The 14,909-nt window shown below is 63.3% G+C and carries 22 protein-coding genes; 20 read left to right on the top strand and 2 right to left on the bottom strand.

Annotated features, from left to right (window positions below):
* Positions 1-27: 27 nt before the first annotated feature.
* Positions 28-1,854 (top strand): N-acetylmuramic acid 6-phosphate etherase, encoded by a 1,827-nt coding sequence (locus BLU04_RS14480; RefSeq protein WP_093287577.1) that lies wholly within the window; start codon positions 28-30, stop codon positions 1,852-1,854.
* A gap of 36 nt (positions 1,855-1,890) precedes the next feature.
* Here BLU04_RS14480 and bcp read toward each other — a convergent pair whose 3' ends face one another.
* Complete coding sequence (gene bcp / locus BLU04_RS14475) at positions 1,891-2,361, bottom strand: thioredoxin-dependent thiol peroxidase (RefSeq protein WP_093287575.1); 471 nt, start codon at positions 2,359-2,361, stop codon at positions 1,891-1,893.
* On the bottom strand, positions 2,358-3,503 hold the full coding sequence (locus tag BLU04_RS14470; RefSeq protein WP_157895378.1) for an LptF/LptG family permease: 1,146 nt from the start codon (positions 3,501-3,503) through the stop codon (positions 2,358-2,360). The genes bcp and BLU04_RS14470 overlap by 4 nt, the downstream gene beginning before the upstream one ends.
* A gap of 20 nt (positions 3,504-3,523) precedes the next feature.
* Between BLU04_RS14470 and BLU04_RS14465 the strand changes: the two genes are divergently transcribed.
* From BLU04_RS14465 to rplX, 19 genes are all read left to right on the top strand, one after another.
* Positions 3,524-4,114 carry an SIS domain-containing protein gene (locus BLU04_RS14465; RefSeq protein WP_093287570.1) on the top strand — a complete coding sequence of 197 codons (591 nt, stop codon included), beginning with the start codon at positions 3,524-3,526 and terminating at the stop codon, positions 4,112-4,114.
* Positions 4,115-4,220: 106 nt separating this feature from the next.
* On the top strand, positions 4,221-4,436 hold the full coding sequence (locus BLU04_RS14460; RefSeq protein ID WP_093287567.1) for a hypothetical protein: 216 nt from the start codon (positions 4,221-4,223) through the stop codon (positions 4,434-4,436).
* A 266-nt stretch (positions 4,437-4,702) separates the two neighbouring features.
* Positions 4,703-5,122 (top strand): 30S ribosomal protein S12, encoded by a 420-nt coding sequence (gene rpsL / locus BLU04_RS14455; RefSeq protein ID WP_093287565.1) that lies wholly within the window; start codon positions 4,703-4,705, stop codon positions 5,120-5,122.
* Positions 5,123-5,164: 42 nt separating this feature from the next.
* Positions 5,165-5,638, top strand: a complete 474-nt coding sequence (gene rpsG, locus BLU04_RS14450; protein ID WP_093287562.1) for a 30S ribosomal protein S7 — start codon at positions 5,165-5,167, stop codon at positions 5,636-5,638.
* Between the two features lie 34 nt (positions 5,639-5,672).
* Complete coding sequence (gene fusA / locus BLU04_RS14445; RefSeq protein ID WP_093287559.1) at positions 5,673-7,844, top strand: elongation factor G; 2,172 nt, start codon at positions 5,673-5,675, stop codon at positions 7,842-7,844.
* Between the two features lie 45 nt (positions 7,845-7,889).
* Positions 7,890-8,198 (top strand): 30S ribosomal protein S10, encoded by a 309-nt coding sequence (rpsJ, locus tag BLU04_RS14440; protein ID WP_093287556.1) that lies wholly within the window; start codon positions 7,890-7,892, stop codon positions 8,196-8,198.
* 20 nt (positions 8,199-8,218) lie between these two features.
* On the top strand, positions 8,219-8,917 hold the full coding sequence (gene rplC / locus BLU04_RS14435) for a 50S ribosomal protein L3 (RefSeq protein ID WP_093287553.1): 699 nt from the start codon (positions 8,219-8,221) through the stop codon (positions 8,915-8,917).
* A 36-nt stretch (positions 8,918-8,953) separates the two neighbouring features.
* Positions 8,954-9,568, top strand: a complete 615-nt coding sequence (rplD, locus tag BLU04_RS14430) for a 50S ribosomal protein L4 (RefSeq protein ID WP_093288707.1) — start codon at positions 8,954-8,956, stop codon at positions 9,566-9,568.
* A 30-nt stretch (positions 9,569-9,598) separates the two neighbouring features.
* Positions 9,599-9,883, top strand: coding sequence for a 50S ribosomal protein L23 (gene rplW / locus BLU04_RS14425; RefSeq protein WP_093287550.1), 285 nt, complete (start codon positions 9,599-9,601; stop codon positions 9,881-9,883).
* Positions 9,884-9,913: 30 nt separating this feature from the next.
* The gene (gene rplB, locus BLU04_RS14420; protein ID WP_093287548.1) at positions 9,914-10,756 is read left to right on the top strand and encodes a 50S ribosomal protein L2; all 843 of its coding nucleotides are present in this window, start codon (positions 9,914-9,916) and stop codon (positions 10,754-10,756) included.
* A gap of 41 nt (positions 10,757-10,797) precedes the next feature.
* Complete coding sequence (gene rpsS, locus BLU04_RS14415) at positions 10,798-11,076, top strand: 30S ribosomal protein S19 (protein WP_093287546.1); 279 nt, start codon at positions 10,798-10,800, stop codon at positions 11,074-11,076.
* Positions 11,077-11,120: 44 nt separating this feature from the next.
* Positions 11,121-11,993 carry a hypothetical protein gene (locus tag BLU04_RS14410; RefSeq protein WP_093287543.1) on the top strand — a complete coding sequence of 291 codons (873 nt, stop codon included), beginning with the start codon at positions 11,121-11,123 and terminating at the stop codon, positions 11,991-11,993.
* A 38-nt stretch (positions 11,994-12,031) separates the two neighbouring features.
* Positions 12,032-12,451, top strand: a complete 420-nt coding sequence (rplV, locus tag BLU04_RS14405) for a 50S ribosomal protein L22 (RefSeq protein ID WP_093287541.1) — start codon at positions 12,032-12,034, stop codon at positions 12,449-12,451.
* A gap of 37 nt (positions 12,452-12,488) precedes the next feature.
* Entirely contained in the window at positions 12,489-13,133 is a 645-nt protein-coding gene (rpsC, locus tag BLU04_RS14400; RefSeq protein ID WP_093287538.1) for a 30S ribosomal protein S3, read from the top strand.
* Between the two features lie 32 nt (positions 13,134-13,165).
* Positions 13,166-13,591, top strand: coding sequence for a 50S ribosomal protein L16 (gene rplP, locus BLU04_RS14395; protein ID WP_093287536.1), 426 nt, complete (start codon positions 13,166-13,168; stop codon positions 13,589-13,591).
* A 2-nt stretch (positions 13,592-13,593) separates the two neighbouring features.
* Complete coding sequence (gene rpmC, locus BLU04_RS14390) at positions 13,594-13,839, top strand: 50S ribosomal protein L29 (protein ID WP_093288703.1); 246 nt, start codon at positions 13,594-13,596, stop codon at positions 13,837-13,839.
* Between the two features lie 80 nt (positions 13,840-13,919).
* Positions 13,920-14,201, top strand: a complete 282-nt coding sequence (rpsQ, locus tag BLU04_RS14385; protein WP_093287533.1) for a 30S ribosomal protein S17 — start codon at positions 13,920-13,922, stop codon at positions 14,199-14,201.
* 32 nt (positions 14,202-14,233) lie between these two features.
* The gene (gene rplN, locus BLU04_RS14380; protein ID WP_093287530.1) at positions 14,234-14,599 is read left to right on the top strand and encodes a 50S ribosomal protein L14; all 366 of its coding nucleotides are present in this window, start codon (positions 14,234-14,236) and stop codon (positions 14,597-14,599) included.
* 2 nt (positions 14,600-14,601) lie between these two features.
* Positions 14,602-14,907 (top strand): 50S ribosomal protein L24, encoded by a 306-nt coding sequence (gene rplX / locus BLU04_RS14375; RefSeq protein WP_093287527.1) that lies wholly within the window; start codon positions 14,602-14,604, stop codon positions 14,905-14,907.
* Positions 14,908-14,909 lie beyond the last annotated feature (2 nt).

The raw sequence follows: 14,909 nt of genomic DNA, 5'->3' as shown, positions 1-14,909 counted from the left end.
CCAGTTAAGAATACTGGAAGTCTTCGCATGAAAAGACAACCCCTTGCTTCCGCTCCGGCTACTCCCGTCACCCTCGGCATCGAGGGCGGAGCCACCAACACGACCTGGGCGATCCTCGACGCCGCCGGGAACGTCGTCGGCAAGGGCAAGGGCAACAACAGCGGCAACCTCCACCACCTGGACGATGCCCAGCTCGCCTCCCTCTTCGCGTCGATCCGCGCCGGGATCGGCGCCGGCTTCCGCGTCGCCGCCATCGGCGGGGCCTTCGCGGGCTGCCATCTCCCTGCGGCGAAGCTCCGGGCGGAGAACCATCTCCGCGCCGTCTGGCCCGATGTCGAGAAGATCGTCGTCGGGGAGGACACCCGCTCCGCCTTCGCGGCGGCGCACGGGGACAAGGACGGCATCATCGTCATCGCCGGGACCGGTTCCAACGTCCAGGGCCGCAACGGCGACCGCTGGGAGAAGGCGGGCGGCTGGGGCCACCTCTTCGGCGACTTCGGCGGCGGCTACGACATCGCCCGGCGCGGCCTCGAGGCGGCCTACAAGCATTTCGACTCGACCGGGGAAACCGGCCTCCTCGCCCAGGCCTTCCTCGAAAAGTCGGGCCAGAACAACCTCGTCGAATTCGTGACGTGGATCCTCGAGCACGATTCCAAGACCGAGGTCGCCTCCCTCGTCCTCGCCGTCTTCGAGGCGGCGGCGAAGGGGGACAAGCTGGCCCATGCCGCCCTCGCCGAGGGCGCGGCCCATCTGGCCGACCGGGTCCTCTTCGTCGCCCGGCGCCTCGGGTTGAAGAAGCCCGACATCGGGATCATCGGCAGCCTCCCGGAGAAGAACCCCTTCTATTTCGCGATGTTCGAGAAGGAAGTCCGCAAGCGGATCACCGCCGGACGCCTCTTCATCATCACCCTGCCCGGCGCCGTCGGCGCGGCGCTGATGATCCCCGGCACCGCCCTCTCCGACTCTGCCGCCCAACCTGCCAAGAAGGGGGAAAAGGCCGTGAAGGTCATGAAGGCCGGCAAGGCGATCGCCGCCACCCCCTACGCCCAGGCGACGACCGAGGAGCGGAATCCCCGCTCCGGCGGCCTCGACAAGAAGAGCGTCGCCGACCTCGTCGCGCTCTTCGTCGATGAGGAACGCCAGGTCGAGAAGGCGCTGAAGAAGGCCGAGCCCTCCCTCGTCGCCGCCGCCGGGAAGATCGCCGCCGCCCTCAAGGCCGGGGGCCGTCTCTTCTACGTCGGGGCCGGGACCAGTGGCCGCCTCGGCATCCTCGATGCGAGCGAGATGCCCCCCACCTTCAACGTCCCGCCGAGCCTCGTCCAGGGGATCATCGCGGGAGGCTCCGAGGCCGTCTTCAAGGCCCAGGAAGGGGCCGAGGACAGCGCCGACGGCGGGCGCGACGCCATCCGCTCCCGCGGCATCGGGAAGAAGGACATCGTCGTCGGCATCACCGCCAGCGGCACCGCCCCCTTCGTCCGCGCCGCCATCGAGGAAGCCGCCCGGATCGGCGCCCAGACGGTCCTCCTCGTCTGCAACCCGAATTATCCGAAGCTGAAGGCGGCCAAGACCGTCGTCGTCCTCCCCACCGGCCCCGAGCTGGTCACCGGCTCGACCCGCCTGAAGGCGGGGACTGCGACGAAGCTGGCGCTGAACCTCTTCAGCACCATCGCGATGATCCGCACCGGCCGGGTCCGCGACAACCTGATGATCAACGTCCGCCCGACGAACGTGAAGCTGAAGGACCGCGCCCGCCGCCTGGTGAAGACCCTGACCGGCGTCAGCGACGACGACGCGCTGAAGCGCTTGGAAAAGACGAAGTGGGACGTGGCAAAGGCCGTCGATCTGAAGAAGTAGGCTTTGCCGCTTTGGTCGCACCGGGGCGGCCGAGGACTACAAATCCTTCAACGCCGCCAGTACTTCCCCCGCGTGGCCCTCGGGCTTCACCTTCTCGAAGATCTTCGCGATCTTGCCTTTGGCATCGATGATGAAGGTCGTCCGGGCGACGCCCATGTACTTCTTCCCGTAGAGGGCTTTCTCGATCCAGACGCCGTAGGCGGCGACGATCTCCTTCTCCGTGTCGGCGAGGAGCGGGTAGGGGAGCTTGAACTTGGCGGCGAATTTCTCGTGCTTGTCGGCCGGATCGGGGCTGACGCCGAGGAGGGTCGCTTTCTTCCGCAGGGTGGCATAGGCGTCCCGGAAGCTGCAGGCCTCGACGGTGCAGCCGGGGGTATCGTCCTTCGGATAGAAGAAGAGGACGACTGGCTTGTCCTGAAGGAGCAATTCCTTCAGGGAGACGATCTCCCCGGTCTGGGTCGGGGCGCTGAAGGCGGGGGCTTTCGAGCCGAGTTTGGGGAGGCTCATGCTTTGGCGTCGGATTCGGTTCTGGGGAGGAGGTTTTCCAGGAGGTTGAAGCCGCCCATCCGGGCGATCCGCCAGAGCGCCCAGCCGCCGAAGCCGAGCATCGGGATCAGGACGGCGAGGAAGGGGGGCAGACGGCCGCTTCGGCCCAGCGCTAGGAAGAAATTCCAGACCACGTAGAAGCCGATCAGGAGGAAGATGGCGTTGAAGACCCCTGCGCCGACGTGCCGCCGCCCCGATTCGAGCCCCTGCGGGAGGGCGAAGAGGACGAGGACCACCGCCGCCCAGGGGTAGACGAGGAGGTAATCGATCTGGGCCTGGTAGGGGGAGAGGCGGGCGGCATCGATCTCCGAGTTGTCGACGGCGCGGCGGAGGTCGCCGATCGACATCTCGTCGGGGCTCCGCAGGGTCTTCACCATCTGCTGGGGGGCGGCGGCCTCCCCGGCGTCGGAGAGGGGGAAGCGGTCGAAGAACTGCTGTGTCGCCATCGCCCCCTGCTCGTCGAACGACTCGACGAGGACGTCCTCCAGCGTCCAGGTCGCCGTCGCGGCGTCCCAGAGCCCCCGGCGGGCGAAGAGGAGGCGGACGTCCCGGCCCGCCTCGTTCTGGTCGCAGACCTCGATCTCGGAGGCCAGGTTCGTCGAAAGGGAGAGGGATTGGACGAACCAGGTCCGGTGGCGGGAGGAATCGCGGTAGACCTGGGCGTTATAGACGCGCTCCGTCCCCGGCTTGCTCCGGAGCTCCTCCATGATCGACTTCTGGCGGGCGCGGGCGTCGCCCCCGGGGCCGAGGGTGAGGAAGTAGAGGAGGACCGTCCCCGCGAAGCCGAGGACGATGAAAGGAAGGAAGATCGCCCCGGGGCTGACGCCGCAGGCCTGCATCGCCACCAGCTGGCTCGTCCGGTTCAGCGTCAGGAGCGTATAGAGAGTGGAGAAGAGGAGGGCCGGGGGGAGGACCATCAGGAGCGCCCCCGGGATCAGCGCCCCGTAATAGGAGAAGATCAGGGAGGCCCGGTCCCGGTTCTGGGTGAATTCGTCGATCGAATTGAAGAGGTCCTGGACGATCAGCAGCAGGAGGCACGCCCCCAGGCAGAACAGGAACGAACTCAGGAGGGAAACAAAAAGGTGGCGAAGGAGAATCTTCACGATCTAATCTGGCAGCTCTTATGAGTAGCGAAGCAGTGGCATACGGGTCAATCGTCGAAACACAATTCGCCGAGCTGCGCGCTCTGGTCGAGGCCGCCGGGAGCTCGATCGGTCCCGTCTCCGCCATGGCCGAGGTCGTCGTCGCCGCCCTGCGCGGGGGGAAGAAGATCCTCACCGCCGGGAACGGCGGGAGCGCCTCCGACGCCCTCCACATGGCCGAGGAACTGATCGGCCGTTACCGGAGCGACCGCGTCGCCCTTCCCGCCGTCTGCCTCGCCGCCGATGCCACCGCCCTGACCTGCATCGGGAACGACTTCGGCTTCGACAAGATCTTCTCCCGCCAGGTCGAGGGGCTGGGCCGTCCCGGCGACGTCCTCGTCGTCTACTCGACCAGCGGGAACTCGAGGAATCTCGTCCTGGCCGTCCAGGCCGCGAAGGATCTCGGCGTGAAGACCCTTGGCCTCCTCGGCAAGGACGGCGGGGAACTCGCCCCCCTCGTCGACGTCGCCTGGATCGTCCCGGCGAAGAACACCGCCCGCATCCAGGAACTCCATACCTGGGCGATGCACGCCATTCTGGAGACCGTCGAGGTCGCCTTCCCGGCGGCCTAAATCGGGAAAAGAGCCGCCCCGATCACACCGTTTCCTCCTCCTCCGCCTCGCAAATCAGCCTCCTTCACCTCCGCTTTCCCCGTTTTCCACCCCGCTTCCTCCTCGTATGAATACCTTTTTCGGCAACATCGTCTCCGCCTGCGTCGCCTTCGGCGTCGTCCTCTGGGTCCAGTGGACCCACGTGGAGGAGAAGATTCAGGGAATGGCCGATATTTACGGCGCTCCCGCCACGGTCCGGCAGGTCGCCGCGACCCCGGCGACCCCCGCTACAACCCCTGACAGCGCGGCTCAGACGGCCGCCGCCGCTCCCGCGAATCCCTGATTTTCTGTCAAGGGAATGTTCGCCCGGGAAGTGGCCTTCCCGGCGTTTCGTTCCCAAAAGGGGAGGGAATCGGCCGCCGATTCGTCCCCAAAAGCGGCCGTTTTGACGACGGCGGGGCAGGGGATGGTTTCCGATGCAAGCGGAAACCGAACCACCCTCGGATAAAAAAACAAAAAATTTCTTGCGAGAAAAATTCTTTTTAGCATTCTAACCCTTCCCGTTTTGAGACGGGAAAAGTTTTCAGTTTCAAAGAACAAGCGAAAAATATGCCGACGATCAACCAGTTAGTGCGTAAGGGCCGTAGCCAGGCGAAGAACAAGACCAAGGCTCCCGCCCTTAAGAACTGCCCGCAGCGCCGTGGCGTTTGCGTGCAGGTCATGACCCGCACCCCGAAGAAGCCGAACTCCGCGCTCCGCAAGGTCGCCAAGGTTCGCCTCACGAACGGGCAGGAAGTCATCGCCTACATCCCCGGTGAAGGCCACAATCTCCAGGAACACTCGATCGTCCTCGTTCGCGGCGGTCGTGTTAAGGATTTGCCCGGTGTCCGTTACCACATCGTCCGCGGCACCCTCGACGCCACCGGCGCCGTCGGGCCGAGCAGCACCAACAAGCTGAACCGTAACGTCAGCCGCAGCAAGTACGGCGTCAAGAAGCCGAAGGCCGGCGCCGCCGCCGCCAAGAAGTAAGCAATCGGTAATAACCCTTTCCAGAAAACAACCAAGGATCCTATGGCCAGACGCCGCAGCGCCGCTAAGCGCGAAACCATTCCCGACGCGAAGTACGAGTCGACCCTCGTCACCCGCCTCATCACCTCCCTCATGCTCTCGGGCAAGCGGGCGACCGCCGAGAAGATTGTCTACGGCGCGATCGACTCGATCAACGAGGGGAACAAGGACAGCAACCCCCTCGACATCCTCAAGCGGGCCATTGACAACGTGAAGCCCCGCCTCGAGGTCAAGTCCCGCCGCGTCGGCGGTGCGACCTACCAGGTTCCGATGGAAGTTCCGCCCGAACGCCAGCTCGCCCTCGCGATGCGCTGGATCGTCGGCTTCGCCCAGAAGCGTCGCGGCACCTCGATGCTCAAGGCCCTCGCCGCCGAGCTCAAGGACGCGGCCAATGCCCAGGGCAACGCCATCAAGAAGCGGGACGACGTGCACAAGATGGCTCAGGCCAATCGTGCGTTCGCCCACCTCCGCTTCTAATCCGGTCTCTCAATTCCTTACCGATCCCATTACCATGTCCGCCGTCGTTGATCCCAAGAAAAGCACGAACCCCAATTCCCCCAAGCGCCCCTATCCGATGGAGCGCACGCGGAATTTCGGTATCTGCGCCCACATTGACGCGGGTAAGACCACGACGACGGAGCGGATCCTCTTCTACACCGGCGCCGTCCACAAGATGGGCGAAGTCCATGAAGGTACGACCGTGACCGACTGGATGGAGCAGGAGCGCGAGCGTGGCATCACGATCACCTCCGCCGCCACCACCTGCTTCTGGCCTGCCCGGAAGGAAGAGGGGATCGCCAAGATCTTCGAGGGCCAGAAGTTCCGCATCAACATCATCGATACTCCCGGACACGTCGACTTCACTGCCGAAGTCGAGCGTTCCCTCCGCGTCCTCGACGGCGCGGTCGCCGTCTTCTGTGGCGTCGCCGGTGTCCAGCCCCAGTCCGAGACGGTCTGGCGCCAGGCCACCAAGTACAACGTCCCCCGCATCGCGTTCGTCAACAAGATGGACCGCGTCGGTGCCAATTTCGACAACGCGCTGAAGGAAATGCGCGAGAAGCTCGGCGCGAACGCCTGGCCCGTCCTCATCCCCCTCGGCAAGGAAGACTACCTCACCGGCCAGATCGACGTCGTCAACCAGAAGGCCCTCGTCTATAACGACGACGATCGCTTCGGTTCGACCTACGAGGCTGTCGAGATCCCCGACGAGCACAAGGAAATGGCCGCCCAGGCCCTCCGCGACCTCATCGAAGCCGTCGCCGACAAGGACGAAGAAGTCGGCGAACTCTTCCTTTCCGAGAAGCAGCCCACCCCGATGCAGCTCAAGCAGGCGATCCGTCGCCTCGTGCTGAAGAGCGAGCTCGTCCCCGTCGTCGGCGGTTCCGCCTTCAAGAACAAGGGTGTCCAGATGCTCGTCGACGCCGTCATCGACTATCTCCCGAGCCCCCTCGACCGTCTCCCCGCCAAGGGCCAGGACCCGGACGATCACTCGGTCGAAGTCCTCGCCCCCGCCGACGACAACAACCAGTTCTGCTCCCTCGCCTTCAAGCTCTGGACCGACCCCTTCGTCGGCAAGCTCGTCTTCTTCCGCGTCTACTCGGGCAAGCTCAACAAGGGCGACTCCGTCTACAATCCCCGGACCAACAAGACCGAGCGCATCAGCCGCATCGTCCAGATCCAGGCCGACAAGCGCGAAGACATCGAGACCGTCTACGCCGGTGACATCGCCGCCCTCGTCGGCGTCAAGAACATCCAGACCGGTGACACCCTCGCCGATCCCGATTACTCCATCCAGCTCGAGCCCCCGTCCTTCCCCGAGCCCGTCATTTCCATGGCGATCGAGCCGAAGACCAAGGGCGACCGCGAGAAGATGGGCGACGGCCTCGGCCGCCTCATGGAAGAAGATCCCACGTTCTTCGTCTCCACGAACGAAGAGACCGGACAGACCATCATCGCCGGCATGGGCGAACTCCACCTCGACATCATCTGCGACCGTCTGAAGCGCGAATTCAACGTTCTCACGAACGCCGGCGCGCCCCAGATCGCCTACCGCGAAACGATCCTCCAGGCCGCCAACGGCGAAGGCAAGCTCGTCAAGCAGTCGGGCGGCCGCGGTCAATACGGCCACGTCGTCCTCGAGATCATCCCCAACGAGCGGGGCAAGGGCAACGAAGTCGAGAGCAAGATCGTCGGCGGCAGCATCCCGAAGGAATTCATCGGGCCGTCCAAGAAGGGTGTCGAAGAGGCGCTCCTCAACGGCGTCGTCAACGGCAGCCCCGTCATCGACGTCAAGGTCAACATCCTCGACGGCAGCTTCCATGAAGTCGACTCCAACGAGTTGGCCTTCAAGATGGCCGCCATCTTCGCGACCAAGAACGCGATGGAAAAGGCCAAGCCCATTCTCCTCGAGCCCATCATGAAAGTCGAAGTCTCGACCCCGGACGAATTCCAGGGCGACATCCTCGGCGACTTGAACCGCCGCCGCGGCAAGATCATGAATGTCGAGACGAAGGGCAACAGCTCCAACGTCCACGCCGAAGTCCCTCTGGCCGAAATGTTCGGCTACGTCAACAACATCCGTTCCATGTCGAAGGGCCGTGCGGCCTACTCGATGGAGCCCTCCCACTTTGAGCAGGTCCCCGCCGGGGTCCTCGCCCAGATCAAGGAGCAGAAGAAGGGCTAAAGCAGCCATAATCGTTCTTTATTACACGCATAACCTCGCATTTCTATGGCAGCCACTAAGATTCGTATCCGCCTCAAAGGCTTTGACTATCGCCTCCTCGACCGCGCCGCGGTCGAGATCGCGGACACCGCCCGCCGCACCGGCTCCGCCGTTGCCGGCCCCATCCCCCTTCCGACCAAGATCGAGAAGTACACCGTGAACCGCTCGCCTCACGTCGACAAGAAGAGCATGGACCAGTTCGAGATCCGCACCCACAAGCGCCTCCTCGACATCATCGAGCCGACCTCGAAGACGGTGGATGAGCTGAAGAAGCTCAACCTGCCCGCCGGTGTCGACATCACGATCAAAATCTAATTTTCACCGAACTGAGCATCATGAGTGTTGGCATCTTAGGTAAGAAAATCGGCATGACCCGCGTCTACGACGAGGCGGGCGTCTCCACCCCCGTCACCGTCATTTCGGCGGCCCCGAACGTCGTCCTTCAGGTCAAGGGCCTCGAGAAGGACAAGTATCAGGCCATCCAGGTCGGCTTTTCCGAGCAGAAGGAACAGCGCCTCTCGAAGCCCGTCGCCGGCCACTTCAAGAAGGCGGGCGTCTCCGCGAAGCGCTTCGTCCGCGAATTCCGCACCGGCACCGGTGACGACTTCAAGGTCGGCGACGAGATCAAGGTCGATCGTTTCACCGTCGGCCAGACCGTCGACGTCATCGGCGTCTCCAAGGGCAAGGGCTTCCAGGGACCGATGAAGAAGCACAACTTCCACGGTCAGGGCGCCGCCCACGGATCGAAGACCCACCGCCGCAACGGCGCCGTCGGTCAGCGTTCCACCCCCGGCCGCATCTTTAAGAACATGGGCATGGCCGGCCACATGGGCGACGAGAACAAGACCGTCCAGAATCTCCGCGTCATCCAGGTCCGCCCCGATGACAACACCCTCGTCATCAGCGGCGCCATCCCCGGCGCCAACGGGAACCTCGTCGTCGTCCGCACGGCGATCAAGGGCCAGCCCAAGGTCAAGAAAGTCGCCGCCTCGAAGTCGGCCAACCCGATGAAGGAATCGAAGAAGAAGAAGTAGTCTTCTTCCCTCATTCATCTCTATCCATTGCAAGCCATGAGCAAAGCAACTCCTCTCACCCTCGAAACCGCCGGCAAAGCCCTGCAGGTCGAGCTGATCGCCAACGGCAAGGGCACCCAGGCCCTCCACGACACCATCGTCGCCTACCGCGCCAACCGGCGCGCGGGCACCCGTGGCACCAAGACCAAGGCCACCGTCAACAAGTCCGGCAAGAAGCCCTGGCGCCAGAAGGGCACCGGCCGCGCCCGCGCCGGCTACGCCTCCTCGCCCATCTGGCGCGGCGGCGGCGTCGTCTTCGGCCCCCAGAACCGGGACTTCTCCAAGATCACCCCGAAGAAGGTGAAGCAGCTCGCCCTCAAGAAGGCGATCAGCGAGCGCGCCAAGGATGAGTCCCTCATCCTGGTCGAGGCTCTCGAATTGAAGGACGCGAAGACGAAGAACCTCGTCGCCCTTCTCGAAGGGTTCAAGATCGAGGGCTCCGTCCTCATCGTCCTCGCCGAAGCCAACGACAACATTTACCTGGCCTCCCGGAACCATCTGGCTCTGGAAGCCGTCACCGCCGATTCGGTCAACGCCGAGGACCTCCTCCGCTTCGACAAGATCGTCCTCACCCAGGCCGCCCTCGACAAGATCGCGGCCCGTCTCAAGTAACCCTTAGAGACTCACAGAAGAGACAAGACCATGCGCGATCCTTACGCCATCATCAAGAACCCCCGCGTCACGGAGAAGGGCTCCGCCCTTGCCGAGCGGGTCAACCAGTACGTCTTCGAAGTCGCCCGCGACGCCACGAAGATCGAAATCAAGTTCGCCGTCGAGCGGATCTTCAACAAGAAGGTCACCTCGGTGAACACCCTCAACGTCCGCGGCAAGGCCAAGCGCAGCCGCCTCGGCAAGGCGACGACCACCTCGGCCAAGAAGAAGGCCATCGTCACCCTGAAGGAAGGCGACAAGATCGAGCTCGTCTAAGACGGCTAAAACATCCACAGGCACACCACCATGGCTACCAAGAATTTCCGCCCGTTGACGCCCTCCCTGCGCACCACGCAGCTCGGGGACTTCTCCGACATCACCAAGAGCACGCCCGAGCGTTCCCTCACCGAGCCGATTCGCAAGACCGGCGGCCGTAACAACAACGGCCGTCTCACCATGCGCCATCGCGGCGGTGGTCACAAGCAGCGTTACCGGATCATCGATTTCAAGCGGAACAAGATCGGCGTCAGCGCCGTCGTCGAGTCGATCGAGTACGATCCGAATCGTACCTCCCGCATCGCCCTCCTGAAGTACCAGGACGGCGAGAAGCGCTACATCATCGCCCCGAACGGCCTCCAGGTCGGCGCGAAGATCGTCACCGGCCCCGACGCCGAGCCCACCGCGGGCAACGCCCTCCCGATCGACAAGATCCCCCTCGGTGTGCCGATCCACAACATCGAAGTCATCCCCGGTCGCGGCGGCCAGCTCGTCCGCTCTGCGGGCGGCAACGCCACCGTGATGTCGATCGACGCGGGCTACGCGAACATCCGCCTGCCCTCGGGCGAAATCCGCAAGATCTTCGCCACCTGCTACGCCACGGTCGGCCAGGTCGGCAATCTCGATCACTTCAACAAGTCTCTCGGCAAGGCCGGTCGCAGCCGCTGGATGGGCATCCGTCCGACGGTCCGCGGCATGGTCATGAACCCGGTCGACCACCCGAACGGTGGCGGTCAGGGCAAGAGCAAGGGCGGCGGCGGACGCCAGCAGCTGAAGTCCCCCTGGGGTCAATACGCGAAGGGTCTCAAGACCCGGGCGCGCTACAAGGCCAGCGATAAGTTCATCGTTGAGCGCCGGAAGAAGAAGAAATAGTCCGGTCATCACTCTCAAAAACCCCTTACAGCTAACACATCATGGGACGCAGTCTTAAAAAAGGTCCGTTTATCGACGATCATCTCCAGGAGAAGATCGACAAAATGGAAAAAGCCGGAACGAAGAAGCCGATCAAGACCTGGTCGCGCCGCTCGTTGGTGACGCCCGACTTCGTCGGCCACACCTTCATGGTTCACAACGGCAAGATTTTCAACTCGGTCTTCGTGACCGAAAACATGGTCGGCCACCGTCTGGGCGAGTTCTCGCCCACCCGCACTTTCAAGCGGCACGGCAGCCACACGGAAAAGGCCGCGAAGTAAGCCCCGCGAGCGGGGCTTGCTTTGGTCTTCCGGAGACGGACGCCATGAAGGGAGCCATCGGGATTCTCGCCCGGTGGCTTCGGCGTCTAGTCGAAGGGAAGGAGAGTCGGGGATTTTCGCCCTTCGGGGCGGGAATGGGGATGGGGACCGCCACGGCGGTCCTTGCGATTTGGTTGATTTTGGCCGGGGCTGAAGCCCGGGCCGATAGTTCTTTGACGGTAAATGGGGGAGCCGGAGCCGCCGGATCGAAAGATCCGAAGGCGACGGTTCCCCAGGGCAGCAAGGGTGACGGCACCGCTACGGTGGCCGATCTGCAAGAGCAGGTCCGGCGGCTGCAGCAGAGCCTCGCCTTGGCCAACGCGGACGCGGAAGCGTTTCGGCGGCAGTGGCAGGACCTTCGCTTGAGGGACCAGGCCATCGGCGTCGAGATGTTGACGGGAGACGAAAAACGGTTGCAAAACCGGGTCGTCGAGGCGGTGCGGGAGTTGTATCAGACGGAAAAGGAACGGCGTGAGGCCGTCAACCGGCTGCAGCAGCTCCTCGACTCCGGACGCGAGGTTCTGAAGGGGACGACGGGTATCGATCTGCAAAAGCGGAACGATTACGAAGTCGCCTCCCGCGCGGCGGCCGAGTTTTTGGCCCTGCGCAAGGAACCGGGGGTCCCCATCGCCGGGGACCTCGGCCAGATGCAGGTCGTCCATGTGAATGGCGACCTGGGCGCGGTGATCCTGAACGCGGGAGCCGAGCTGGGTGTGAACCCCGGGATGCCCTTTCGGATCGTGCGCGATGGCCAGACCATCGGCACGGTCCGCGCGTTTGAAGTCAGGGAAAAGGTCTGCGCGGCGGTGGTCGAAACCATCGCAAGCGGAAAAGAATTGAAGTCAGGTGATCGTGTCGCTGTCGCGGCACAAAAATAAGGAGCTCGGGTTCCGAAAAGTCCCGAAGGAAAAAAGTTATGGCACAAGTGAAAGCAGTGACGAAGTTTGCGCGTATCTCCGCCTTCAAGGCGCGGGAAGTGACGCGTGCGATTCAGGGTCTTCCCGCGGCGGACGCCCTGGAGCGGCTCGAATTCTATCCGAAGAAGGCCGCCCGCATCGTCTACAAGACCCTCCACTCCGCAATCGCCAACGCGGAGAACAACAACAATCTCGACCGCGCTGGGCTCATCGTGAAGGAAGCGATCGTCGGCGAAGGCCCGACCTTCAAGCGTTTCCAGCCCAAGGCCCGCGGCAGCGCCGGCCCGATCCGCAAGCGCACCAGCCACGTCCGCATCGTCCTCGAGGAGGGTGAGACCAAGGCCGCCAAGGCCAAGGCCGAAAAGGCCGCGAAGGCCGCCGCCAAGCCCAAGAAGGAAAAGGCGAAGAAGGCCGAGTAATCGGATTCGATTTTAAAAAAGAACACAGAGAACCACTATGGGTCAAAAAGTTAATCCGATCGGCTTCCGCGTCGCCGTCAACCGCAACTGGCGGTCGATCTGGTATGCGGACAAGAAGGACTTCCCCGTCTACGTCGTCGAGGACTACCACATCCGCCGCTTCGTGAAGAAGAAGCTCGAGCAGGCGGCCGTTTCCAAGGTCGTCATCGAGCGCGCCGGCAACCGCGTCCGCGTGAACATCCACACGGCCCGCCCCGGCCTCGTCATCGGCCGCAAGGCCGCCGAGCTCGACAAGCTCAAGGAAGAGATCCGCGCCTTCACCAACCAGAACCGCGAAGTCCTCATCGACGTCAAGGAAGTGAAGAACCCGGAGCTCGACGCCCAGCTCGTCGCCGAGAACATCGCCGCCCAGATCGAGCGCCGTATCTCCCATCGCCGCGCGATGAAGAAGGCCCTCCAGCTCACCATGAGCGTCGGCGCCCTCGGCATCCGCATCCGCGCCTCGGGCCGCCTCGGCGGTTCGGAAATCGCCCGCACGGAACGCTACCTCGAGGGGAAGGTTCCCCTCCACACGCTCCGCGCCGACGTCGACTACGGCTTCACCGAAGCCAACACCATCGCCGGCAAGATCGGCATCAAGGTCTGGATCTGCCGCAAGGACGAAGTTCCCCAGGCCGCCTAAGCCCCTCGTAACACCTAGCCAGGTATCCACTCATGCCCCTGTTACCCAAGCGCGTTAAATACCGCAAAACCCAGCGCGGCAGCCGCAAAGGCACCGCCACCCGCAACATCCAGATCGATTTCGGGAACTACGCCCTCCAGACCCTGGAGCGCGCGTGGATCACGAACATCCAGATCGAAGCCTGCCGCGTTGCCATCACCCGCAACATGAAGCGCAAGGGCAAGCTCTGGACCCGCATCTTCCCCGACAAGTCGGTCACCGCCCGCCCCCCGGAAACCCGGATGGGTAAGGGTAAAGGTCAGCCCGAATATTGGGTCGCCGTGGTGAAGCCCGGCAACATTCTCTTTGAACTCGACGGTATTCCCGAGGCCACGGCCAAGGAATGTCTCCGCTTGGCCGCCACGAAGCTGCCGATCCGGACCCGTTTCATTACCCGCGCAGGAAAGGTGGCAGCATGAGCTTGACGATCCAAGAAACCCGTAATCTCTCCGACGCCGAACTCGCTTCCAAGAAGCAGGACGCCCGTCAGGAAATCTTCAACCTCCGCCTGCAGCAGCAGACGGGGGCTCTCGAAAAGACGAGCCGCCTCGGCGAACTCCGCAAGGATATCGCCAAGATCGAGACCGTCTCCAGCGAGCGCCGCAAGGGCCTGAAGATCGTGTCGAAGCCGGCCAAGGCCCCGAAGACCACGAAGAAGACTGCGTAAGAACGGCAATTTTGGGATGAGGCGAAAAACTTCTTGAACTCCGGGAATTTTCGCCCATTCTGCCCAACCCTCTCTAAAATATGACTGAAACCGCAGTACCCCCCGAGACCGCCGCCGCCGTCGCGCACCGCAAGGAGCAGACCGGCACCGTTGTCTCGACGAAGATGAGCAAGACGATCGTCGTTCGCGTCGATCGCCGCGTGCCCCATCCTCAATACAAGAAGATCGTCAACGTGACGAAGAAGTTTTACGCCCACGACGCGCAGGGCACGGCCAAGGAGGGCGATCGCGTCCTCATCCGTGAGACCCGCCCTCTCAGCCGCCTGAAGCGCTGGGAACTCGTCGAAGTGCTCAAGCACTAAAGCGTCAAACCAAAATTTGAAAGTCTACCGATATGATTCAAATCCGCACATGGCTTGACGTCGCCGACAACACGGGGGCCAAGCGTGCCACCATGATCGGCGTCATCGGCAAACGCACCCTCCACGCCGGCATTGGCGACGTCATCACGGCGACCGTCAAGGAAGCCGCCCCCGATGGCACGGTCAAGAAGAGCGAAGTCGTTCGCGCCGTCGTCGTCCGCACCAAGCAGTCCATCCGTCGTACGGACGGGTCCGCCCTCCGCTTCGACAGCAACGCCATTGTCATCATCGACAAGGATCTCAACCCCCGCGGCACCCGTATCTTCGGGCCCGTCGCCCGGGAACTTCGTGAAAAGAGCTTCATGAAGATCATCTCTCTCGCGCCGGAGGTCGTCTAATTATGGCTAAAGAACTCATCAAGATTTCCCGCCAGCCCAAGCAGGCCAGCTACCACGTGAAGAAGGGTGACGAAGTGATCGTCATCGCCGGCACGCAGCGCGGCAAGAAGGGGAAGGTCCTCAAGATCAGCCGCGTGAGCAATCGCGTCCTGGTCGAGGGCGTCAACCTCATCAAGAAGGTCGCCCGCCCCACCCAGGAAAATCCCCAGGGCGGCATCAAGGAGCTCGAAGGCTCCATCCACATCTCGAACCTCAAGCTTGTCAGCGCCTACGAAAAGAGCCGCGCCGCCAAGGTGAAGGGAGCCTAAAC

Origin of the sequence: Verrucomicrobium sp. GAS474, assembly GCF_900105685.1 — a bacterium.
In the GTDB taxonomy this organism is placed as follows: Bacteria; Verrucomicrobiota; Verrucomicrobiia; order Methylacidiphilales; family GAS474; genus GAS474.
The sequence above is the reverse complement of the archived record's forward strand: the minus strand, read 5'-3'. Positions and strand labels throughout refer to the sequence as shown.